General features: G+C 67.3%; 21 protein-coding genes. 10 read left to right on the plus strand and 11 right to left on the minus strand.

All coding sequences use genetic code 11. The annotated features are described in order from the left end of the window. Nucleotides 1–246 precede the first annotated feature (246 nt). The 3 genes from GYM46_RS09765 (at nucleotide 247) to GYM46_RS09775 (ending at nucleotide 3,119) form a co-directional block, all read left to right on the plus strand. A complete protein-coding gene (locus GYM46_RS09765; protein ID WP_008264318.1) occupies nucleotides 247–1,065 on the plus strand; it encodes a class I SAM-dependent methyltransferase in 819 nt (272 codons plus the stop codon). Between the two features lie 90 nt (nucleotides 1,066–1,155). Beyond that, nucleotides 1,156–2,067, plus strand: a complete 912-nt coding sequence (locus GYM46_RS09770) for a class I SAM-dependent methyltransferase (RefSeq protein WP_008261396.1) — start codon at nucleotides 1,156–1,158, stop codon at nucleotides 2,065–2,067. Then, a complete protein-coding gene (locus GYM46_RS09775; RefSeq protein WP_008260849.1) occupies nucleotides 2,064–3,119 on the plus strand; it encodes an alpha/beta fold hydrolase in 1,056 nt (351 codons plus the stop codon). Before GYM46_RS09770 ends, GYM46_RS09775 begins: the two co-directional genes overlap by 4 nt. 10 nt (nucleotides 3,120–3,129) lie before the next feature. On the opposite strand, the gene GYM46_RS09780 is transcribed toward GYM46_RS09775, so the two are convergent. Beyond that, nucleotides 3,130–4,032, minus strand: coding sequence for a LysR family transcriptional regulator (locus GYM46_RS09780; RefSeq protein WP_008259428.1), 903 nt, complete (start codon nucleotides 4,030–4,032; stop codon nucleotides 3,130–3,132). Between the two features lie 98 nt (nucleotides 4,033–4,130). On the opposite strand from GYM46_RS09780, the gene GYM46_RS09785 reads away from it, so the two are divergent. Both GYM46_RS09785 and GYM46_RS09790 read left to right on the plus strand, forming a co-directional pair. Further along, nucleotides 4,131–5,150 carry an NADP-dependent oxidoreductase gene (locus GYM46_RS09785; protein ID WP_008262787.1) on the plus strand — a complete coding sequence of 340 codons (1,020 nt, stop codon included), beginning with the start codon at nucleotides 4,131–4,133 and terminating at the stop codon, nucleotides 5,148–5,150. A gap of 134 nt (nucleotides 5,151–5,284) precedes the next feature. Next, nucleotides 5,285–5,644 carry a hypothetical protein gene (locus GYM46_RS09790; protein ID WP_232216260.1) on the plus strand — a complete coding sequence of 120 codons (360 nt, stop codon included), beginning with the start codon at nucleotides 5,285–5,287 and terminating at the stop codon, nucleotides 5,642–5,644. A 25-nt stretch (nucleotides 5,645–5,669) separates the two neighbouring features. Here the strand turns inward: GYM46_RS09790 and hisN are convergent, their stop codons facing one another. Next, complete coding sequence (gene hisN, locus GYM46_RS09795) at nucleotides 5,670–6,455, minus strand: histidinol-phosphatase (RefSeq protein WP_008259366.1); 786 nt, start codon at nucleotides 6,453–6,455, stop codon at nucleotides 5,670–5,672. A 65-nt stretch (nucleotides 6,456–6,520) separates the two neighbouring features. After that, nucleotides 6,521–6,922 carry a helix-turn-helix transcriptional regulator gene (locus GYM46_RS09800; protein ID WP_008263638.1) on the minus strand — a complete coding sequence of 134 codons (402 nt, stop codon included), beginning with the start codon at nucleotides 6,920–6,922 and terminating at the stop codon, nucleotides 6,521–6,523. A 181-nt stretch (nucleotides 6,923–7,103) separates the two neighbouring features. Between GYM46_RS09800 and GYM46_RS09805 the strand changes: the two genes are divergently transcribed. After that, nucleotides 7,104–7,346 (plus strand): GlsB/YeaQ/YmgE family stress response membrane protein, encoded by a 243-nt coding sequence (locus GYM46_RS09805; RefSeq protein WP_008258823.1) that lies wholly within the window; start codon nucleotides 7,104–7,106, stop codon nucleotides 7,344–7,346. A gap of 72 nt (nucleotides 7,347–7,418) precedes the next feature. Here the strand turns inward: GYM46_RS09805 and GYM46_RS09810 are convergent, their stop codons facing one another. Together GYM46_RS09810 and GYM46_RS09815 are read right to left on the minus strand one after the other, a co-directional pair. Next, the gene (locus GYM46_RS09810; RefSeq protein WP_008259788.1) at nucleotides 7,419–7,802 is read right to left on the minus strand and encodes a hypothetical protein; all 384 of its coding nucleotides are present in this window, start codon (nucleotides 7,800–7,802) and stop codon (nucleotides 7,419–7,421) included. Nucleotides 7,803–7,904: 102 nt separating this feature from the next. After that, nucleotides 7,905–8,450: a hypothetical protein gene (locus tag GYM46_RS09815; RefSeq protein ID WP_008262313.1), complete on the minus strand. Its 546-nt coding sequence runs from the start codon at nucleotides 8,448–8,450 to the stop codon at nucleotides 7,905–7,907. Nucleotides 8,451–8,605: 155 nt separating this feature from the next. Here GYM46_RS09815 and GYM46_RS09820 point away from each other — a divergent pair, with 155 nt between their 5' ends. Both GYM46_RS09820 and GYM46_RS09825 read left to right on the plus strand, forming a co-directional pair. Beyond that, the gene (locus GYM46_RS09820; RefSeq protein ID WP_008260454.1) at nucleotides 8,606–10,264 is read left to right on the plus strand and encodes a GNAT family N-acetyltransferase; all 1,659 of its coding nucleotides are present in this window, start codon (nucleotides 8,606–8,608) and stop codon (nucleotides 10,262–10,264) included. A gap of 37 nt (nucleotides 10,265–10,301) precedes the next feature. Further along, on the plus strand, nucleotides 10,302–11,462 hold the full coding sequence (locus GYM46_RS09825; protein WP_008263505.1) for a hypothetical protein: 1,161 nt from the start codon (nucleotides 10,302–10,304) through the stop codon (nucleotides 11,460–11,462). Between the two features lie 14 nt (nucleotides 11,463–11,476). On the opposite strand, the gene GYM46_RS09830 is transcribed toward GYM46_RS09825, so the two are convergent. The 3 genes from GYM46_RS09830 to GYM46_RS09840 all read right to left on the minus strand — a co-directional run bounded on the left by GYM46_RS09830 (nucleotide 11,477) and on the right by GYM46_RS09840 (nucleotide 13,953). Beyond that, nucleotides 11,477–12,382 carry a hypothetical protein gene (locus tag GYM46_RS09830; protein ID WP_008260464.1) on the minus strand — a complete coding sequence of 302 codons (906 nt, stop codon included), beginning with the start codon at nucleotides 12,380–12,382 and terminating at the stop codon, nucleotides 11,477–11,479. A 162-nt stretch (nucleotides 12,383–12,544) separates the two neighbouring features. Next, entirely contained in the window at nucleotides 12,545–13,591 is a 1,047-nt protein-coding gene (gene obgE, locus GYM46_RS09835; RefSeq protein WP_154726100.1) for a GTPase ObgE, read from the minus strand. Between the two features lie 50 nt (nucleotides 13,592–13,641). After that, nucleotides 13,642–13,953 carry an energy transducer TonB gene (locus tag GYM46_RS09840; RefSeq protein ID WP_008260429.1) on the minus strand — a complete coding sequence of 104 codons (312 nt, stop codon included), beginning with the start codon at nucleotides 13,951–13,953 and terminating at the stop codon, nucleotides 13,642–13,644. Nucleotides 13,954–14,067: 114 nt separating this feature from the next. On the opposite strand from GYM46_RS09840, the gene GYM46_RS09845 reads away from it, so the two are divergent. Continuing rightward, nucleotides 14,068–14,880, plus strand: coding sequence for a hypothetical protein (locus tag GYM46_RS09845; RefSeq protein WP_008260786.1), 813 nt, complete (start codon nucleotides 14,068–14,070; stop codon nucleotides 14,878–14,880). Nucleotide 14,881: 1 nt separating this feature from the next. On the opposite strand, the gene ald is transcribed toward GYM46_RS09845, so the two are convergent. Further along, complete coding sequence (gene ald, locus GYM46_RS09850) at nucleotides 14,882–16,000, minus strand: alanine dehydrogenase (protein WP_008262361.1); 1,119 nt, start codon at nucleotides 15,998–16,000, stop codon at nucleotides 14,882–14,884. 147 nt (nucleotides 16,001–16,147) lie between these two features. Here ald and GYM46_RS09855 point away from each other — a divergent pair, with 147 nt between their 5' ends. Next, a complete protein-coding gene (locus GYM46_RS09855; protein ID WP_008258826.1) occupies nucleotides 16,148–16,624 on the plus strand; it encodes an Lrp/AsnC family transcriptional regulator in 477 nt (158 codons plus the stop codon). A gap of 8 nt (nucleotides 16,625–16,632) precedes the next feature. On the opposite strand, the gene GYM46_RS09860 is transcribed toward GYM46_RS09855, so the two are convergent. Together GYM46_RS09860 and GYM46_RS09865 are read right to left on the minus strand one after the other, a co-directional pair. Beyond that, nucleotides 16,633–17,520, minus strand: coding sequence for a Fic family protein (locus GYM46_RS09860; RefSeq protein ID WP_164952697.1), 888 nt, complete (start codon nucleotides 17,518–17,520; stop codon nucleotides 16,633–16,635). A 59-nt stretch (nucleotides 17,521–17,579) separates the two neighbouring features. After that, nucleotides 17,580–19,034 (minus strand): NAD-dependent succinate-semialdehyde dehydrogenase, encoded by a 1,455-nt coding sequence (locus tag GYM46_RS09865; protein ID WP_008261528.1) that lies wholly within the window; start codon nucleotides 19,032–19,034, stop codon nucleotides 17,580–17,582. Nucleotides 19,035–19,074: the final 40 nt, after the last annotated feature.

Below are 19,074 nucleotides of genomic sequence, written 5' to 3' on the forward strand. Positions count from 1 at the left end.
TGAGGATCAGCAAGGTTGAGCCGCCCGGCGGTTTGCCCGGACGGTAGGAGTTCAGCCCGGCGACCCGAAATCGGCGCCGTCGGTCTGGAGAGCCCGGAACCGGCGCTCTCGGACACTGAAATGGGATGCGGCGAACCGGCGTCAAGGGGGTGGAATACGCGGCAAATCGTCGGCGTCTCGGGATCGTCATTTGCGCCGGCCACGATGCTCCGTAAGGAGGGGCGAACCGGATCAAGGAACACGCCCATGCGTCTCGCCGCCCTCGGCCTCTCCGCCCTGCTGTCGACCGTCGCCCCGACGATGGCCGCCGCCCAATCTCCGGCCCAGCCGCCCTCCCAGACCGAAGGCGCCTGGACGCCGCCGCGCTCGGCCCTGTCCAGCGCCATGCCGACCTTCGAGGAGGATACGGCCCTGAAGGCCGCCGTCGCCGCCCAGACCCGTCCCGCCGCCGACCGGGCTCGCGACGCCGCCCGTCACCCCTATGAGGCCCTGACCTTCTGGGGCCTGACGCCGGGCATGACGGTGGTCGAGATCGAGCCGGGCGGCGCCAGCTGGTGGCGGCATATCCTGGAGCCCTATGCGGCGGCGACCGGCGGTCGCTATGTCGGAGTCGGTCGCCCGCTCGAGGGCATGGGGGTCGAGGCCGGCTCGGCCGACTTCATCCTGGTGGCCCGCGCCTTCCACAACTGGTCCCGCGACGGCCGCACCCAGCCCTATCTGAAGGCCTTCTACGCCGCCCTGAAGCCCGGCGGGATCCTGGCCGTAGAACAGCACCGCAGCGCCGAGGGCCTGAACGTCGCCGACGTCGCCTCGACCGGCTATGTGCCCGAAAGCTATGTGATCCACGAAGCCCAGGACGCCGGCTTCGTCCTGGAGGCCCGCAGCGAGCTGAACGCCAATCCCAGGGACGACCACGACCACCCGTTCGGCGTCTGGACCCTGCCGCCGGTGCGCCAGTCCCAGGCCCGCGACGGCTCGGCCGCCCTGACCCCCGATCAGCGCGCGACCTTCGATGCGGTCGGCGAAAGCGACCGCATGACCCTGCGTTTCCGCAAACCGGAATAGTCGGGTTTTGACCCGCGCCACGAACCTGCTTATGCCCGTTCGACCAAGGTTTGCCGGACACGGGGCCCGGCGTTCCGAGGGGGTGTTTTGATGGCTGCTCTTTCTGCGATTTCCAGCGACCCGTCGCGCCGGTTCCTGTTGTCCGGCGCTGCGGCTCTGGCCCTGATCGCCGTGGCCGGCTGCGGCCCCAAGAAGGAGGAAGCCCCCGAGGCGCCGCCCGCCCCCGCCGGTCCGCCCGAAGGATCGCTGGAATGGGCCGTCGCCGGGCCGTGGCGCGCCCAGGACCGGCCCCGCGACGCCTTCCGCCATCCGATGGAGACCCTGCGCTTCTTCGGGCTGCAACCGCGCATGACGGTGGTCGAATTCTGGCCCGGCAGCGGCTGGTACACCGAAATCCTGGCCCCTTATCTGACGCGGGGCCAGGGGACCTATATCGCCGCCCTGTTCCCGGAAGGTCCGACCGCCGATCCGGCCCAGGCCGCCCTGAACGCCGCCTTCCAGACCCGGTTCAGCGCCGACAAGAAACTGTATGGCGAGCCCCAGTTCACCACCTTCGGCGCCGCCTCCGGCCCGGTGGCTCCGGCGGGCACGGCCGACCTGTGCCTGTTCATGCGCACCCTGCACGGCTGGATGGCGGCCGGGATCGCCGAAAAGGCCTTCTCCGACGCCTTCGCCGCCCTGAAGCCTGGCGGCGTCCTGGGCGTCGAACAGCACCGTCTGGCCCCGGAAGAGGACCAGGATCCGGTGGCGGCCAACGGCTATGTCCAGGAGGCCTTCGTCCGACAGCTGGCTGCAGAGGCGGGCTTCGTCTTCGTCGCCGCATCCGAGGTCAACGCCAACGAGAAGGACACCAAGGATCATCCGTTCGGCGTCGACACCCTGCCGCCGACCCGCCTGACCGCCCCTCGCGGCGACCCCGCCGACCCCGCCTTCGACCGATCCAAATACGAGGAGATCGGCGAGAGCGACCGCATGACCTTGAAATTCAGGAAACCCGAGTGAACCGCGCCCAAGCCTTCGCCGCCAACGCCCCCCTGATGGGGGTTCCAGGCGCGTCCTCGCCGCCGGGCGGCAAGGGCGACTGGTACCGTGGGGCCGGCGGCATGCGGCTGCGCGCCGCCCTGTGGACGCCGTCGCACCTGACCGCCGAAAAGCCGCGCGGCACGGTGGTGCTCAGCCCCGGCCGCACCGAACCGATCGAGAAATATTTCGAGGTCATCGGCAATTTCCTGGCGCGCGGCTGGTGCGTCCTGGCCCACGACTGGCGCGGCCAGGGCTTGTCGGCCCGGCTGCTGCCCGACCGGCTCAAGGGCCACGCCCGCGCGGTGGAAGAGTTTCTGGACGACTACGGCCGGCTGCTGGACGCCTTCGAGGACCAGTGCCCCAAGCCCTGGATCATGGTCGGCCATTCGATGGGCGCCTGCCTGAACCTGTTGTCGCTGGAAGCCGGCGAGAGCCGGTTCTCGGGGGCGGTCCTGTCCAGCCCGATGCTGCGCATCAAGACCGGCAAACGGTCTATGTGGTCGGTCAAGCTGGCGGTCCGCTGGAACATCCGCCACGGCCACGCGGGCGACTATATCCTGGGCGACCCGGATGATCCGTTCGACCATACCTTCGCCGAGGACGCCCTGACTTCGGACGAGGCGCGCTACGAGATGTGGCGCCAGCAGCTGTACGCCTGCCCCCACCTGGCCATCGGCGGCCCCACCTACGGCTGGCTGGCCTTCGCCCTGGACGCCGGCGAGCGGGCGCTGAAGCCCAAGGCCCTGAAAGCGGTCAAGATACCGGTCGCCATCGTCCAGGCCGACAATGACGACGTGGTGTGGAAACAGACCAACCGCTGGGCCGCCAAACGCCTGGGCCGCGGCCGCTATGTCGAGGTCCCCGGCGCCCTGCACGAGGTGATCATGGAGGCCGACGACAAGCGCGCCGTCTTCCTGGACGAGTTCGACGCCATGGCCGACTATGTCTCGCCGATCCCGGACCTGCCGACCGTCGCCGATCCCGCCGCCCGCACCGAGGACGTCACCGAAGAGACGCCGTCCGTGGCCTAGGGTCGACGGCCTAGAGGATGTCCTGAAGCAGGGTCAGGAAGGCCCGGACGGCGGGATTGGCCCGGCGGCCTTCCGGCCAGAGCGCCGTGATGTTGTGGCGCTCGACGGCGTATTCGGTCAGGATCGGAACCAACTCGCCGCGCGCCACATAGGGGGCTGCGACAAAGGTCGCGCTCAGGCCGACGCCGCCGCCGGCCACCAGGGTGGCGAGCACCGCCTCGCTGACATCCACGATGATTCCGGACGGCGGGACGATCTCGATCTCCCGCTCGCCGATCTTGAACGGCCAGCGAAAAACCTGACCGCTGCTCTGGTAGCGGAGATTGACGGTGTCGTGCTCGGCCAAGGCGTCCGGATGGATCGGCGCGCCCCGTGACGCCAGATAGGCAGGCGAGGCGAAGGCGCCGAGCCGCATGGGCGCCAGGCGGCGCGACAGGAGCCGAGAGTCCGCCAGTTCCCCGATGCGGACGGCGACATCGACGCCCAGATCCACGATATCGACGATCTGGTCGCTCAGCCGCAGATCGACCGTCACCTTGGGATAGCGTCGGCGAAACTCTGGCAGCGCCGGCGCGATCACATGGATGCCCAGCGGGAGCGAGGCGGCGATCCGCAGAACGCCCGACGGCTCCGAGCGGGCCGTCATCGCCACCTGTTCGATCTCTTCGGCGTCCTGCAGCAGTTTCAGCGCCCGCCCATGCAACTCACGCCCCTCCGGCGTCAGCGTCAGGGAGCGGGTCGTGCGGGTGAAGAGCGACACGCCCAGACGTTGCTCGAGCCGTTGCACGCTCTTGCTGACGGCGGACGGCGAGATGGAGAGGCTGCGGGCGGCGGCCGTATAGCTGCCCAGGGATCCCGCCCGCGCGAACGCGATCAGGCCTGTCAGCCGATCCAGGCCCATATATTCCGTCATGGCGCTATTTAAGCGAAACGCGGGATCATTATCAACATGAATGGACGCGACTATCTGCCTGTCATGGATGCGCAGACGCATTCCGTGAGGATCAGACAATGCCCGCAGAGACCATGAAGGCCATCCAGCAGCATGCATTCGGCGGACCCGAGGTGCTGGTGTACGAGGACGCTCCCCTGCCCGGACTGAAGCCCGGCGAAGTGCGGGTTCGCGTTCACGCGGTCGGGCTCAATCCTCCCGACTTCCATCTGCGCGAAGGCTACAAGGCCCTGCCGCCCGAATGGCGGCCGCAGGTCGACTTCCCCATGATCCTCGGAACGGATGTTTCGGGCGTGGTGGAGGCGGTCGCCGATGACGTGAAAACCTTCGCCGTCGGCGACGAAGTCTATTCGATGGTGCGCTTCCCCACCGGCATGATGGGGGGCGCCCGGGCCTATGCCGAATACGTCAGCGTGCCCGCCTCCGAACTGGCGCTCAAGCCGACCAGGGTCGATCACGTTCAGGCCGCCGGCGCGCCGATGTCGCTGCTGACCGCCTGGCAGTTCCTGGTCGCGCGCGGTCATGATGAGCCCAACCCGCTTCAGCCGACCCTGCATCATCCGGTTCCGCTGGCCGGCAAGACGGTCCTGGTGAACGGTGCGGCGGGCGGCGTGGGGCATTTCGCCGTGCAGATCGCCAAGTGGAAGGGCGCGCGCGTCATCGCGGTCGGGTCCGGCAAGCAGCAGGCCTTGCTGCGCGATCTGGGCGCCGATGAGGTCATCGACTACGAAACGACGGCGGCGGAGACCGTGGTGCGGGATGTCGATCTGGTCATCGACGCCGTCGGCGGTCCGGCCGCCGCCCGCTTCCTGCCTGTGATCAAGCGGGGCGGGGCGCTGTTTCTGGTGTTCCCGCTGGGCTTTGCGGCGGCTGAGGAGGCGCAAAGACGGGGCGTCATGGTCTCTACGACCCAGGTTCGCTCCAGCGGGGCGCAACTGGCCGAGATCGCGCGTCTCCTCGACGACGGCACGATCCGCGTCGTGATCGGAAGTCAGTTCCCGCTCGCGGAAGCCGGCAACGCCCACGAGCGGGCGGCGCAAGGCGGGTCGCAGGGCAAGATCGTCCTGAAGGTCGCCTGAAATCGATCGGCCCGCCGCGCGCCGCCCTCCTCGCGGACATCGAAGACACGTGTTTAGGAAAGCAGAGCCTGATGACGACCCGATCGAAACTGCGCCATGGCGCCTTGGCCTGGTTTGAAATGGTCGGGGCCGTCATGACCGAAGCCGCCGTGCAATCGGGGCTGGCGGCGGACCTGAATGTGTCCCTTGTCGAACGCTATACGGACGGGGCGGAAATAGGCGAGGGTCTCGTGCAAGGTCTTCGCTTCGACATCCGTGACGGAAAGCCGGGGTTCCGAGCCGGAGCGCGGCCTGACGAGCGCGCGGACATCACCATCGAAATCACCGCTGCCGGGGCGCGCGCCCTGAACCTCCTATACGGCGATGACCCCGAATACGCCCTCCTGCTGGATAGGCTTCTGAGCATCGGCGAGATGCGGATAGAAGGCGACCCCTCACAACTGGGCGATTGGCTCAAGGCCGTGCACGACCCCATCGTGGACCGAACCATTTAGATCGGGATGCGGTTGACCCGTCGCCTCAAGCCGCCGCGCGCTTCAGCGTCACCAGGGCCTGGTCGATCAGGCGTGAGTCGCCGACGGCGAGGATCTGGCCGGTGCCGTCCGGGGCGGCGCCGCGCCAGTTGACGACCCGTCCGCCGGCGGCCTCGATCACGGGTACCAGGGCGGACCAGTCCCAGGATTTCAGGCTGGCCTCGGCCACCAGGTCCATCTGGCCCGCCGCCACCATGGCGTAGGCATAGGCGTCGCAGCCCAGGCGGGCCAGGCGGGCGGCGGCGCGCACCTGGGTCCAGGCGCCCAGTTCGGCGCCGTTGAAGATGTCGGGGTCGGTGGTCGAGATGACGGCGTCGGTCAGGTGTTCGCAGGCCCGCACGGCCAGGGGCCGCTCGGTCGCGCCGCGCAACAGGCGGGCGCCGGACGGGCCGCCGATGAAGATCTCGTCCAGATAGGGCTGGGCGATCAGGCCCACAGTCGGCTTTTCGGCGACGCGCAGGGCGATCAGGGTGGTCCACAGCGGCAGGCCCGAGATGAAGGCCCGCGTCCCGTCGATGGGATCCAGAACCCAGACGTGCTCGGCGTCCGGCCGGTCCTCGCCGTATTCCTCGCCGATCACGCCGTGGTCGGGATAGCGGGCGGCGATCAGGCGGCGAATCGCGGCCTCGGCCTGTTTGTCCCCCTCGGTGACGGGGTCGAAGCCCGCCGCCCCGCCCTTGTCCTCATGCCCGATCCCCGAGCGGAAGAAGGGCAGGGTGACGCGCGCGGCCTCGTGCGCCAGTTCAACGGCGAAGGATTCGAATTCGATCATGGGCGCTCTTAGCGCGGATCGCCCCGTGCAGAGAACCCCGGCCGCAACGCCTGCACCCTATTCGTTCAGGCGACCGCGTCGTTGACGTCGTGAAGGGACTTGGCCAGATCCAGCAGGCGTCGGCGCGGGCGTTCGCCCAGCTGGTAGTAGGCCTGGATCAGGTCCAGGGTCTCCTTGCGCGAGAACATCTCGCCCCCTCCGGCGGACGTTCCCGGCGCCGCGTCCTTGCGCTCCAGCGCCTCGGTCACGCCGTCGTAGAAATAGCTGACCGGCGTCTCCAGCGCCTCGGCCAGTTGCCACAGACGGGCGGCCGAGATGCGGTTGGCGCCGCATTCGTATTTCTGGATCTGCTGGAAGCGGATGCCGACCTGAACGGCCAACTGCTGCTGGGTCAGGCCCAGCAGGCGGCGGCGGCGACGCAGGCGGCGGCCCAGGTGGAGATCGATGTCGGTGGCCATGACCCTCATGCCTTATCTGAAGACCTGTCCCGACACGGGACGGTTCGCCCGCCACGCCGCAATCCGCATGCCGCAGGTCGCGTCAGGGGCGAGTTTCGCGGCTCATCGAACTCTGCATGTCGTGATCGCAACCCAATCCGGCCGCGTGCATTTACTCCCCAGCTTGGCTTCACAGGAAGGAACCTACACCATGGGCATTATCGCCTGGATCATCATCGGCATCGTCGCGGGCTGGCTCGCGGAACAGATCATGGGCCGCAACCACGGCCTGATCACCAATCTGATCGTCGGCGTCATCGGCGCCCTGATCGGCGGCTTCGTCGCCAATGCACTGGGCTTCGCCTGGGGCGGCTGGATCGGTTCGACCATCGTCGCCACCATCGGCGCCATCATCCTTCTGTTCCTTCTGGGTCTGGTCAAGCGTCGCGCTTGATCGTCCCTCTGGACTGAGAATGAACGAAAGGGCGGCTCGCGAGAGCCGCCCTTTTTGTATGTTTCGACCGGCTTATTGCGCCGCAGGGGCGGGCCGGAAGTCGCCCTGCGCGGCGATCAGGACGCCGCCCTGCACCGTGGCGGCGTCGGCGGGCAGCAGGCGGGTCGATCCGTCGGGCAGACGGATCAGATAGCCGTCGATACGGCCGCCCGACCCCCGACTGACACCCACGACCTGGCCCAGCGCCTCTCCGCTCGATCCCCGCGCCGTTGCGCCGACGGCGACCTCGGCGGGGGCGTCTTCCGAGCGGGCAGGGGCTTCGGCAGGCGTATCGACATGGCGCGAGGGCGGCGCTTTGTCCTGACCGTCAACCTGAGTCGACGCGGTTTGGGCCCACGCGGTTTGGGCCAGGACGGCCGTGGCCGCCAGGGCCGCGAGGGTTGCGAAACGCATCATGGAACGGTCCTTCCTGTCAGGTGACAATGGAAAAGGCGGCCGGGATGTCCCGGCCGCCTTCTCGACGTCTGTGGCTCAGGCTCGAGCCCAGGCGGTCATGGATCAGCGCTGGGGCTGGTCGCCGGTCGGCGGGGCCATCGGGTCGCTGCTGCCCGATGGATCGGCAGGCTCGGGCGTGGTGGGTTCCGTGGGGATCGGCCCAGTCGGGGCCGGTTCGGCCGTCATCGGCGCGGCAGGCTCGGCGGGCATGACCGAAGGATCGGCGGCGGGGGCGGGCGTCGTTGCGGCGGACGGAGGCGGCGGCGCGCCAGCGATCGGGGCGGCGGCGTCGTACTCGGACTTGGTATAGGCCACCACCACATTGGCGCCGTCCTGGCGGATGCCGTTCAGCGGCACGGCGCGAAGCTGGCCGTCGGCGCCGCGAACTGTCAGTTCCTGGGCGCCCGAGGCGTTGTTCTGAACGCCTTCAAGCTTGCCCAGTTCGCCGTCGGGACCGTGCACCGAAGTGCCGGGCGTCAGCGACAGGCTGGGCTGAGCGGGGGCGTCTTGGGTTGCGGGGGCCGCGGGAGCGATTTCCTGCGCCAGGGCGGGCGAGGCGATCAGGAAGGCGGCGGCGGCGCTGCTCAGAATGGCGGTCTTGAAGTTCATGGGAGAACATCCGGTTGCACGGGCCCGGCGCCCGCAATCACCAAACCCACCATGTTACGGATTGTTTCGTCGGCCCCAAAATGACCCTGAACCTGCCCCGGTTGGACGATTCCTGGTCTAAGGTGCGGCATTGCGTCGAATCGGCAGGAGGCCGCGTGAATCGCCGGAACGCCTATGTCCCCGGCCTGCTGCGCAGGCTGTTGGGGCTCGCCTATGAGCTGACCCCTCAGGTTTTCGCCGTGGTGGCCTTCTGCGCCGGGGCGCTGATGCTCATTTCGGCGGTGACGCCAGAGTTCGACGACCGGTTGCGGCAACTCACCGGCGTCGTGTCGCCGATCCTGATCGACCTGTCCCATTTTGTGGCCAGCATCGCCGGATTCATGCTGATCCTGCTGTCGGCCGGTCTGTGGCGACGGCGCCGCGGCGCCTATTGGGCGGCCCTGGCGGTGCTGGCCGTCGGGGCGGTCTTCTCGGTTCTGAAGGGGCTGGACTGGGAAGAGTCCGTCGATCTGGCGCTCGTCGCCGCCCTGCTGGCGCCGTGTCGCACGGCCTTCAACCGCCGCTCGCGTCTCAGCGAGCCCCTGCGGCCCGGCTGGCTGCTGCTGCTGATCGCGGTGGTGGGGTCGATGCTGTGGCTGGGCTTCTTCGCCTATCGCGACGTGGCCTATTCGGACGAGTTGTGGTGGCGGTTTCTGGTGGATCGCCAGGCCTCGGGCTTCCTGCGCGCGGGCCTGGTCCTGTCCCTGCTGACCCTGCTGGTCGCAGGACGCTCCCTGCTCAGTTCGCCTGGCGCCGACAGTCACGGTCCGGCCTCGAAGGACCAGATCGAACGCGCCCGCATCGCCCTGGAGGCGGCGGAGGAGGCCACGCCCGAGGCCTGGCTGGCCATGCTGGGCGACAAGGCCCTGTTGTTCAGCCCCTCGGGCCGCAGCTTCCTGGCCTATCGGGTGCGGGGCCGGCGCTGGATCGCCATGGGCGAACCGGCAGGGGCGCTGGCGGAACGCCAGGAGCTGTTGTGGGCCTTCACCGAACTGGCCGACAGTTACGGCGGTGCGGCGGTCTTCTACTCGGTCGGGGACGATATCCTCAGCGAACTGGCGACCATGGGCCTGGCCATGCGCAAGGTCGGCGAGACGGCGGTGATCCGCACCGAGGCCTTCGCCCTGGAGGGCAAGAGCAAGCAGAACCTGCGCACGGCCGTGAACCGGGCCGAACGCGAGGGGGCCAGTTTCGACATCCTGCCCGCCGGCGCCGCCAGGGCGCTGGAGCCCGAGCTGAAGGCGATTTCGGACGCCTGGATGGGCCTGCACAACGGGGCGGAGAAGTCCTTCTCCCTGGGCCGGTTCGACATCGACTATCTGAACCTGACGCCCTTGGCGGTGGTGCGCGAGGGCGAGCGGATCGTGGCCTTCGCCAATCTGCTGGTCACGCCGGGCGAGGCGGCGGTGGACCTGATGCGCTATACGCCCGAAGCGCCGCATGGGGTGATGGACTATCTGTTCATCCGCTGCGTCCAGTGGGCCAAGGCCGAGGGGATCGCCACCTTCGACCTGGGCATGGCGCCCCTGGCCGGGCTGGAGGATCGTCGCGTCGCCCCCGTCTTCGCCCGCGTCGGCGCCCTGGTGTTCGAGGAGGGCGGCGCCCTGTACGGTTTCCAGGGTCTGCGCAGCTACAAGGCCAAGTTCGCGCCGGACTGGAAGGCCCGGTTCATCGCTGCGCCCGTATCCACCCCCCTGCCCCTGGCCCTGCTGGACGTGGCCCTGCTGACCAGCGGCGGCTGGCTGGGCATGTTGGGCCTGCGCAAGGGCCGCTGATATCGACGGGCGGCGCCGAAGCGGTCATGGTGCGCCCATGTCGTTCAAGCCCCTCTTTTCCCGCGCCCTGGCCCTTGCGCCGGAGCGCCTGCATTTCGCCGCCCACAGCCATCACCTGTGGCCCGACGTCAGTTTCGAGGCCCAGCAACAGGCCTGGCTGGACGCCAATCGGCACGCCGACCGCAAATGGGACCTGATCTTCGACGAGATCATCCCCCAGGCCCAGGCCGAGGTGGCGAACGAACTGAAGCTGGCCTCGCCGGACAGCGTGGTGTTTTCGCCCAACACCCATGACCTGCTGCTGCGGGTCTTTTCGGCCTTCGAGACCCAGCCGGTGCGGATACTGTCCACGGACGGCGAGTTCCACTCGTTCCGGCGTCAGGCCGAGCGCTGGGAGGAGGCGGGTCAGGCCGTGGTCACCCGCGTGCCCTTGGCGCCCTTCGACACCTTCGCCGAGCGGTTCGTCGCGGCGGCCGCAGCGGGCGGTCACGACTGGATCCTGGTCAGCCAGGTCTTCTTCCGCACCGGCGGCCTGTTCGACGGGATCGAGGCCCTGGCCGCCCTGGCCCGGCCCGAGGGCCCGTGGGTCCTGATCGACGGCTATCACGGCTTCATGGCGACCCCGACGGATCTGTCGGCCGTGGCGGACCGGGTCTTCTATGTCGGCGGCGGCTATAAATACGCCATGGCGGGCGAGGGGGCCTGTTTCCTGCACGCCCCCGACGGCTTTGCGCCCCGGCCGGTGGTCACCGGCTGGTTCGCCGAGTTCGGGGATCTGTCCGGCCCGCCGGGCGGGGTCCAGTATCGCTCGGACGGCGGCCGGTTCTGGGGCGCGACCTTCGACAGTTCGGCTCTGTACCGGTTCAACGCCGTGCGCCGGATGTTGAGAGAAGCCGGGCTGACCACGGCGGACGTGGCGGACCACAGTCGGGCTCTGGCGATGCAATTCCAGGCGGCGCTTCAGGCCGGAGAGGCCGGAGCGGTCGGCGCAGCCGAGATGCTGAACCCGGTCCAGGGCGACGACGCCCGCGCCCGTTTCCTGGCCCTGCGCCACGACAACGCTCCGGCCTGGCGGGCGGACCTGCTGGCGGCCGGCGTGGTGACGGACGTGCGCGACGACGTGATCCGGTTCGGCTTCGGCCTGTATCAGGACGCCGCTGACGTGGATCGGCTGATCGCGGCCTGCCGCGCCCTGTAGGGTTTCAGCCTCCCCTAGAAGAAGGTGGTGTCGTCCTGCTTCTTGGCCTGGGGCGCGGCGCGGGGCGTCGTCGCCGGCGGGGTCTGGCGCGGCGTCCCGGCGTTCGGCGGCGTGTTCGGCGTTTGGCCGTTGGGCGTCTGCCCGTTCGCAGGCGGGATCGCCGGCAGGGCCGGATAGGGCATGGCCGGGGTCTGGCCCGCTTCGGCCGGGCTTCCGTCGCCCGGATAGGCTTCCGCCGCCGGGAGCTCATCGACCGGCGTCGCCTGACCCACGCGGTCGGGCGCGTTCAGATCGTCACGGATGAAGGCCCAGGACCGACTGTCGGCGCAACCGCAGGCCTTCAGGAAGCCGTCGCGGTCACGCCACAGGATCAACGGATAGGTGATGTGCACCCCGGCGTCGCTGAGCAGGGCGGTCAGGCGTTCGTCGAACTGGCGGCTGGCGTCCACCACGGCCGAGCGGGCCAGATTGCCGTCCGCCTGGGGGATGCCGGCGGCGGTCCAGTTCCGCGCGGGCGTCGCCGCCCAGCGTTGGTACAGGGACCAGTCGCGGGTCAGCCACAGTTCCGCGATCGTGGCCCGTTCGGCGGCGGTGGACTGGGCCAGGCCCTCGCGGTCGGCGCGAGCGAACAGGATGACGCGCGGCTCGACCCCTGCGGCCTGCAGCTTGGCGACCTCCTCCTGCTCATAGCGCTGGGCCGACGCGCTGTCGCGATAGCCGACGATATAGAGGGGTTCGCCCCCGCCGCCGCCCGACACCCAGGAGGCCTCGTCGAGAAGTTGCTGGATCTGGGCCTGGTTGCGGCTGATCGTGACCGGCTGGAACCGCGAATAGAAGTTCCAGTAGGCCCAGTAGCCGAGCCCCGCCAGGATCAGGCCGATCAGGGCGGCCAGGGCGGACCAAATGAGGAATCGACGCATGGGGGAGGAGTGCTCCAGCTTCACCGTTGGCACGGGTTAACGCATAGCACCGAAATCCGTTGTCCGCTCATTCGCCGTGCCGTTTTCCCCGGCGAAATCCGCAGGTGACGTTCGCACGCCACACCCGCCCATCCCGGCCCGCGCCGGGGATGGCGGGGGATTTCAAGGCTGCCAGCCCGAGGTCTGGTCGACGTCGCTTTCGCCCGCCAGGGCCCCGCGGGTCTTCTTCACCTCGGCCCAGGCGGCGCGCAGCAGGGCCGCCACGCCTTCGCCCGACACGCCCGAGACCAGCATGGGCCGACGACCGGCGACGGCCTCCAGCTCGGCCGCCTTCTCCTCGCGCGCCTCGGGCGTCAGGGCGTCGATCTTGTTCAGGGCCAGGATCTCGGCCTTTTCGGCCAGACCTTCGCCATAGGCTTCCAGCTCGCCCCGGATGATCCGGTAGGCGGCGGCCACGTCGTCCTGGGTGCCGTCGATCAGGTGGATCAGGCTGGCCGAGCGCTCGACATGGCCCAGGAAACGCGTGCCCAGGCCCGCGCCCTCGCTGGCCCCCTCGATCAGACCGGGAATGTCGGCGATGACGAACCGCTCGGACGGCGACAGGTCCACCATCCCCAGGTTCGGCGCCAGGGTGGTGAAGGGATAGTCGGCGATCTTGGGCTTGGCGGCGCTGGCGGCCGCCAGGAAGGTGGACTTGCCCGCGTTCGGCAAACCCGCCAGACCAATGTCGGCGATCAGCTTCAGCCGCAGCCAGATCCACCGCTCCTGACCGTCCTGGCCGGGGTTGGCGTAGGTCGGCGCCTGGTTGGTCGGCCCCTTGAAACGCACATTGCCCCAGCCGCCGTTGCCGCCCTTCAGCAGCAGCTCGATCTTGCCGGGCGTGTCCATGTCCAGGAGCACGGTCTCCTTGTCCTCGTCCAGCACCTGGGTGCCGACCGGCACCTTCAGATGCACGTCGTCGCCCTTGCCGCCGTGCATCTGGCGGCCCTGGCCGTGGTGGCCGGTCTGGGCCTTGAAATGCTGCTGGTAGCGATAGTCGATCAGGGTGTTCAGCCCGTCGACCGCCTCGATCCAGACGTCGCCGCCCTTGCCGCCGTCGCCGCCGTCGGGGCCGCCGTTGGGAATGAACTTCTCGCGTCGAAACGACACGGAGCCCGCGCCGCCGTTGCCGGAGCGGATATAGATCTTGGCCTGGTCGAGGAACTTCATCGCGGGCTTATGCCGCAAGACGACGGCGAATTACAGGCGTGACCTTCGGTTCAGCGTGTCTCGAACGTCAGGGTGATTTCGCGCATCCCTGCCTGACCGGATTGAGCCCTGCCAGTCCTGACCCCGCGCAGGGCTTCGCGGCCGAAACCCTGGCCGACCGGCGTCTCGGACACGATCAGGCAATTCGTGGGGATGCCGTTGGCCGTGAAGTCGCACCGGAGAACCACGACGCCGGATTTCACGCCCGTCTCCAGCGCCTTGGCGGGCATTTCAATGCGGGGCGGAGTTTCCCAAACCACGGGCGGCGCTGAAGCCGTGGCCTGGGCGGTCGTCAGGGCGGCCAGAAGAGCGAACAGGGTCATGTTTCAGAGCTAGATGACCACGCCTGTCGTCGCAACCCCCGGTTTTACTGTCTGCTTCCTAGCCGAGCTGTGCCGTTCATGGAGCGTTAAGCGGTGCAGACGAGATTCTCTGTCATGAACCTGTCCAGCGCGACATCCATGACCAGCGTCCTGGCCGAGGGCCGGGTCCAGCGCGAAAAACAGGCGCAGGAGCGCGCCGAGGCCAGGCTGCGCGATGCGCGCTCCGCCGTCGAAACGTTGAAGCAGCGCAACACCGCCGCCGCTAAGGACGCCCAGGAACAGCGCAAGGCGGCCGCCAAGCAGAAGATCGAACAGATCAAGGCCCGCATCCGCATGTTGCAGATGAGCGGCTCGGCCGATCCCAAACTGCTGGCCCAGTTGGCGAAGGAACTGAAGTCCGCAGTCAAAATGTACGGCGGATCGGGCGGCGCGTCGGTGGAGATCGGCGGCGCCGACGCCGGTTCTTCGGCGGCCTCCAATGCGGCGCCGGCGGCGGCGGCGGACCCCAGCGCCGGTGCGACCGAGACCGCGCCCACGGAGACGCCCATCGCGGCGGAGCCTCCCGCCCCTCCCGCGAATGAGGATGCTGCGGCGCCCAAGGGCGAGGGCGAGGGCGAGAAAAACCCCGAAACCACCAAGTCTGAAGACAATCCGTATCGGCGCATGGCGGCGGAAGCCCAGGCGCGCGTCGCTGAGCAGTCACGACGCGGGGCGGCGCAGCAGGAGGATCGCGACTTCCTGTCCGACGCCCGCAATCTGGCGAGCCAGATCAAGAGCATGGCGAAGCGGGCGCAGCACCAGGCCGAGACCGACCCCGCCCTGCGCCAGCACGCCGACCAAGCGGCGCAGGCTGCAACCGAGGCCGTGCGGGCGATCGAGAGCGCCGGCCGCGATCTGGGCGCGGCCGGGGTCTCCCTGACTGTCTAGATCAGCCGCGCGCCCAGACGCCGAACGGATCGCTCCATTCCAGGCCAAGGGCCTGGGCCACGGCCGGATAGGTGATCTCGCCCTTCAGCACGTTCAGGCCACGCGCCAGGTGGGGATCGGCCTTCAGGGCGTCCAGACCCTTGTCGGCCAGGGCCAGGCCGAAGGGCAGGGTGGCGTTGTTCAGGGCTTCGGAACTGGTGCGGGGCGCGGCGCCCGGCATGTTGGCGACGCAATAGTGGACCACGCCGTCGATGACATAGGTCGGGTCTTCGTGGGTCGTCGCGTGCGAGGTCTCGAAACAGCCGCCCTGGTCGATGGCCACGTCGATCAGCACCGATCCCGGCTTCATCGTCTTCAGATGTTCGCGCTTGACCAGTTTCGGGGCCGAGGCGCCCGGCACCAGGACGGCGCCGATCACCACATCGGCCTTGATCAGTTCTTCCTCGATCGCGCCGATCGAGGAATAGCGGGTGATGACCCGGCCGCCCGTGATCTCGTCGATATAGGCCATGCGCGGGATCGACCGCTCCAGCACCACGACCTCGGCGCCCAGGCCCATGGCCATGCGGGCCGCGTTCAGGCCGACGACGCCGCCGCCCAGCACCAGCACCCGCGCCGGGGCCACGCCGGGAACGCCACAGAACAGCAGGCCCATGCCGCCGTTATGCTTCAGCAGGGTCTCGGCGGCCGAGAAGACGGCGATCCGGCCGGCGACTTCCGACATGGGCGCCAGCAGCGGCAGGCCGCCGCGCGCGTCGGTCACGGTCTCGTAGGCGATGGCGGCGCATTTCGACGCCAGCAGGCCCTTGGTCTGTTCCGGGTCGGGGGCCAGGTGCAGATAGGTGTAGAGGATCTGGTCCTCGCGCAGCATCTCCCACTCGACCTTCTGCGGCTCCTTGACCTTCACGATCATGTCGTTGTTGGCGAAGATGGTCGCCGCGTCGGCGACCAGGGTCGCGCCCGCCTTTTCGTAGTCGGCGTCGGTGAAACCGGCGCCCAGGCCGGCGCCGGTCTGGACCGAGACCGCATGGCCGTGGGCCACATATTCGCGCACCGCCGTCGGCGTCAGGCCGACCCGATGTTCGTTCTTCTTGATTTCGCTGGGAACGCCGACGCGCATGGGGAACCTCTCCGGAAATAATGGGAGCGTCCGTCTCTGCGGGCGGATCGCCGTTGCGCCACATATAGCGCCGAGCGGGTCGCAGAATCCTGTTCATTTGACGACCTGATCGCCGTACATACGCAGTCTCTGCGATGGATTGACCAAATGAAGACTGTTTCCGCCGTCGAACTGGACGGAACTGACAGGAAGATGCTCCGCCTGCTCCAACAGGACGGACGGATGACCAATGCCGACCTGGCGCGTCAGGTGGCCCTGTCCGAAAGCGCCTGCCTTCGTCGTTTGCGAGCGCTGGAGGCGGCGGGGGTGGTCGATCACTATGCGGCGGTGATCAGCGAGCGGGCCGTGGGCCTCCCGATCAGCGTCTTCGTCACCGTCACCCTGTCGTCCCAGTCCGAGGCGGTTCTGACCGCCTTCGAACAGGCCGTGGCCGCCGCCCCCGAGGTGATGGAATGCTATCTGATGACCGGGGGCGCCGACTATCTGCTGCGGCTGGTGGTGCGCGACGTCGACGATCTGGAACGGGTCCACGCCAAGACCCTGACGCGCCTGCCCGGCGTCCACCGCGTCTCCTCCAGCGTGGCCATGCGGTCGGTGGTCAAACGGGGGGCCTTGCCGGTGTGAGTAGATTTTTATCTATAAGCTAATCGTTCTAAAGCTGACTGGTACCGTGATATTAAGGCGGCCGCAGGGTCCACTCCTTGGAAAAATGCAGCCGAATCAAATCCATCCTTAAAAGTGAGGTTGGTTGCAGATCGAACCTCATCTACGATGTTTTTACGTACCTCCCTGGTCCAGCCCGGGAAACCAATTTGCTTTACTTTCTGATTTATAACTTCAACCGGTCCGAATCCAAGCCATTTTCTTCGTTCTTTTCTTCTAACTACGTCAATATAGTTCTTGTCTTGATTTGTTAGCTCGTACCCAAAGCGCATTAATATCTGATTTAGCTGCCTATACGTGACTATATATCTTCGCTTATCAACATTCCGGAAATTTTCTTTTATAAAATCAGAAATATAGTACACAGCAGCATCAGAATCGCCAAAATTTGAAGCTAGAGACTTAAATTTTGATTTCTTTCTGTATTCATTTGATGCGATGTGAACGACAAAATCTTCTATCACAAGTTCGGTTGCGATCGTTGTGTAATTCTTTTTGTAAAGTGCGTAAAGTAGAACTAAGAAAGCTGTGGGTTTATTGGCATCGTGGAAGGGGTGATCTTTCACTAGTCCAAAAAATAGCGATGATATTTGCTCGATATCGTTGTGCCATTTTACTGAATTAAAGTGGACTGATTGTTGCCTTGAGATGGCCGACTCGAGCAGGCCCAAATCACGAGGCCCTGCTTGAAAAAGCCCTTCCCCGCTGTCCGAGAAGTAATCGCATACTAGGTAATGCGCACGCAGGACATCGAAGAGACCAACGCATTGATTGCCGAAGGGGTCTTGATATTCGTATTTGGCAAGGACGCTCTCAAGTGAATGTTGCGCAGTTTGGCTAAGGGCTTGGAAGCCCATCAGAGTTTCAGACGACATAACGTCGTCATACGCGATTCTCATGAACTTGAAAGTTGCCCCTACCTCAACGCCAGGGTCACCGTCTTCACCTCCACATATTCGTCGATGCCGTGGATCGAGCCTTCGCGGCCGTAGCCAGACTGTTTGACCCCGCCGAACGGGGCCACGGCGGTGGAGATCAGGCCGGTGTTGACCCCGCACATCCCCGCCTCGATGCGGCGGCTGAAGCGCATGGCCCGGTCCAGGTCGCGGGTGAACAGATAGGAGGCCAGGCCGTAATCGCTGGCGTTGGCCTTCTCCAGCACCTCGTCCTCGCTATCGAACGGGAAGACCGGGATCATCGGACCGAACGTCTCCTCCTCGCGGAATAGTGCGTCGTTTCCGCCCAGGGTCACGGTCGGCTGGAAGAAGCGGCCGCCCAGTTCATGGCGGGATCCGCCGGTCAGCACTCGGCCGCCGTCGGCCTGCACCGCCGCGACGTGCTTCTCGACCTTGTCGATAGCCTTGTCCTCGATCAGGGGACCGACCTTGACGCCATCTTCGAAGGCGGGGCCGACCTTGATCTTCGCCACTTCCGCCGCGAGCTTTTCGGCATAGGCCTCAGACACCGATCGTTCGACATAGACGCGGTTGGGGCAGACGCAGGTCTGGCCCGAGTTGCGGAACTTGCCCTTGATGGTCTCGGCGACGGCCAGGTCCAGATCGGCGTCGGCGAAGACGATCAGCGGGGCGGCGCCGCCCAGCTCCATCGACACCCGTTTCAGGGTCGGGGCGCACTGTTCCGCCAGTTTCCGACCCACGCTGGTCGATCCGGTGAAGGACAGTTTTCGGATCAGGGGACTGTCGGTCAGGGCCTTGCCGATCACCGCCGCCTCGCCGGTCACGATCGACAGGGCGCCGACAGGCAGGCCCGCCTGATAGGCCAGTTCGGCCAGGGCGATGGCGGTGAAGGGGGTCTGGCTGGCCGGCTTGACCACGGCGGTGCAGCCGGCCGCGAAGGCCGGGCCCAGTTTCCGCGTCAGCATGGCGGCCGGGAAGTTCCACGGGGTGATCAGGGCGCACGGCCCCACCGCTTCGCGATAGGTCAGCAGCAGATGGCCCAGCGGGCTGTCCTGGGTCTCGCCGATCAGGCGTTCGGCCTCGCCGGCGAACCATTTGATGAAGCCGTTGGCGTAGACGACCTCGCCCTTCGCCTCCTCGAACGGCTTGCCGTTCTCCAGCGCCATCAGGGCGCCCAGCCCTTCGACGTTCTCGTCGATCAGCTCGGCCCATTTGCGCAGAAAGGCGGCGCGCTTGTGCGGGTCGGTGCGGGACCAGGCGGGAAAGGCGTCGGCGGCGGCCTGAATGGCGGTCTCGGTCTCGGCGGCGCCCAGATCGGGAACATGGCCGATAACCTCTCCGGTCGCCGGATCATCGACCGCGATTCCCCCGCCGTTGGCCGGGACGGGCTCCCCCGCGATCAAGGCGTGCTGGCGAAGCAGGGCGAGGCCGGCGTTCCGGGCGGTCTGGTTCACGGAAATTCTCCTGGTGCAGTCCTGAAACGAACAAGGCCCC

It is taken from the genome of Brevundimonas mediterranea (genome assembly GCF_011064825.1).
Lineage (GTDB): Bacteria > Pseudomonadota > Alphaproteobacteria > Caulobacterales > Caulobacteraceae > Brevundimonas > Brevundimonas mediterranea_A.

Coding starts and splice junctions, on each gene's coding strand:
- GYM46_RS09765 (WP_008264318.1), top strand. CDS start 247: ATGCGTCTCGCCGCCCTCGGCCTCTCCGCCCTGCTGTCGACCGTCGCC.
- GYM46_RS09770 (WP_008261396.1), top strand. CDS start 1,156: ATGGCTGCTCTTTCTGCGATTTCCAGCGACCCGTCGCGCCGGTTCCTG.
- GYM46_RS09780 (WP_008259428.1), bottom strand. CDS start 4,032: ATGACGGAATATATGGGCCTGGATCGGCTGACAGGCCTGATCGCGTTC.
- GYM46_RS09785 (WP_008262787.1), top strand. CDS start 4,131: ATGCCCGCAGAGACCATGAAGGCCATCCAGCAGCATGCATTCGGCGGA.
- GYM46_RS09790 (WP_232216260.1), top strand. CDS start 5,285: ATGACCGAAGCCGCCGTGCAATCGGGGCTGGCGGCGGACCTGAATGTG.
- hisN (WP_008259366.1), bottom strand. CDS start 6,455: ATGATCGAATTCGAATCCTTCGCCGTTGAACTGGCGCACGAGGCCGCG.
- GYM46_RS09800 (WP_008263638.1), bottom strand. CDS start 6,922: ATGAGGGTCATGGCCACCGACATCGATCTCCACCTGGGCCGCCGCCTG.
- GYM46_RS09805 (WP_008258823.1), top strand. CDS start 7,104: ATGGGCATTATCGCCTGGATCATCATCGGCATCGTCGCGGGCTGGCTC.
- GYM46_RS09810 (WP_008259788.1), bottom strand. CDS start 7,802: ATGATGCGTTTCGCAACCCTCGCGGCCCTGGCGGCCACGGCCGTCCTG.
- GYM46_RS09815 (WP_008262313.1), bottom strand. CDS start 8,450: ATGAACTTCAAGACCGCCATTCTGAGCAGCGCCGCCGCCGCCTTCCTG.
- GYM46_RS09825 (WP_008263505.1), top strand. CDS start 10,302: ATGTCGTTCAAGCCCCTCTTTTCCCGCGCCCTGGCCCTTGCGCCGGAG.
- GYM46_RS09830 (WP_008260464.1), bottom strand. CDS start 12,382: ATGCGTCGATTCCTCATTTGGTCCGCCCTGGCCGCCCTGATCGGCCTG.
- obgE (WP_154726100.1), bottom strand. CDS start 13,591: ATGAAGTTCCTCGACCAGGCCAAGATCTATATCCGCTCCGGCAACGGC.
- GYM46_RS09840 (WP_008260429.1), bottom strand. CDS start 13,953: ATGACCCTGTTCGCTCTTCTGGCCGCCCTGACGACCGCCCAGGCCACG.
- GYM46_RS09845 (WP_008260786.1), top strand. CDS start 14,068: ATGAACCTGTCCAGCGCGACATCCATGACCAGCGTCCTGGCCGAGGGC.
- ald (WP_008262361.1), bottom strand. CDS start 16,000: ATGCGCGTCGGCGTTCCCAGCGAAATCAAGAAGAACGAACATCGGGTC.
- GYM46_RS09855 (WP_008258826.1), top strand. CDS start 16,148: ATGAAGACTGTTTCCGCCGTCGAACTGGACGGAACTGACAGGAAGATG.
- GYM46_RS09860 (WP_164952697.1), bottom strand. CDS start 17,520: ATGGGCTTCCAAGCCCTTAGCCAAACTGCGCAACATTCACTTGAGAGC.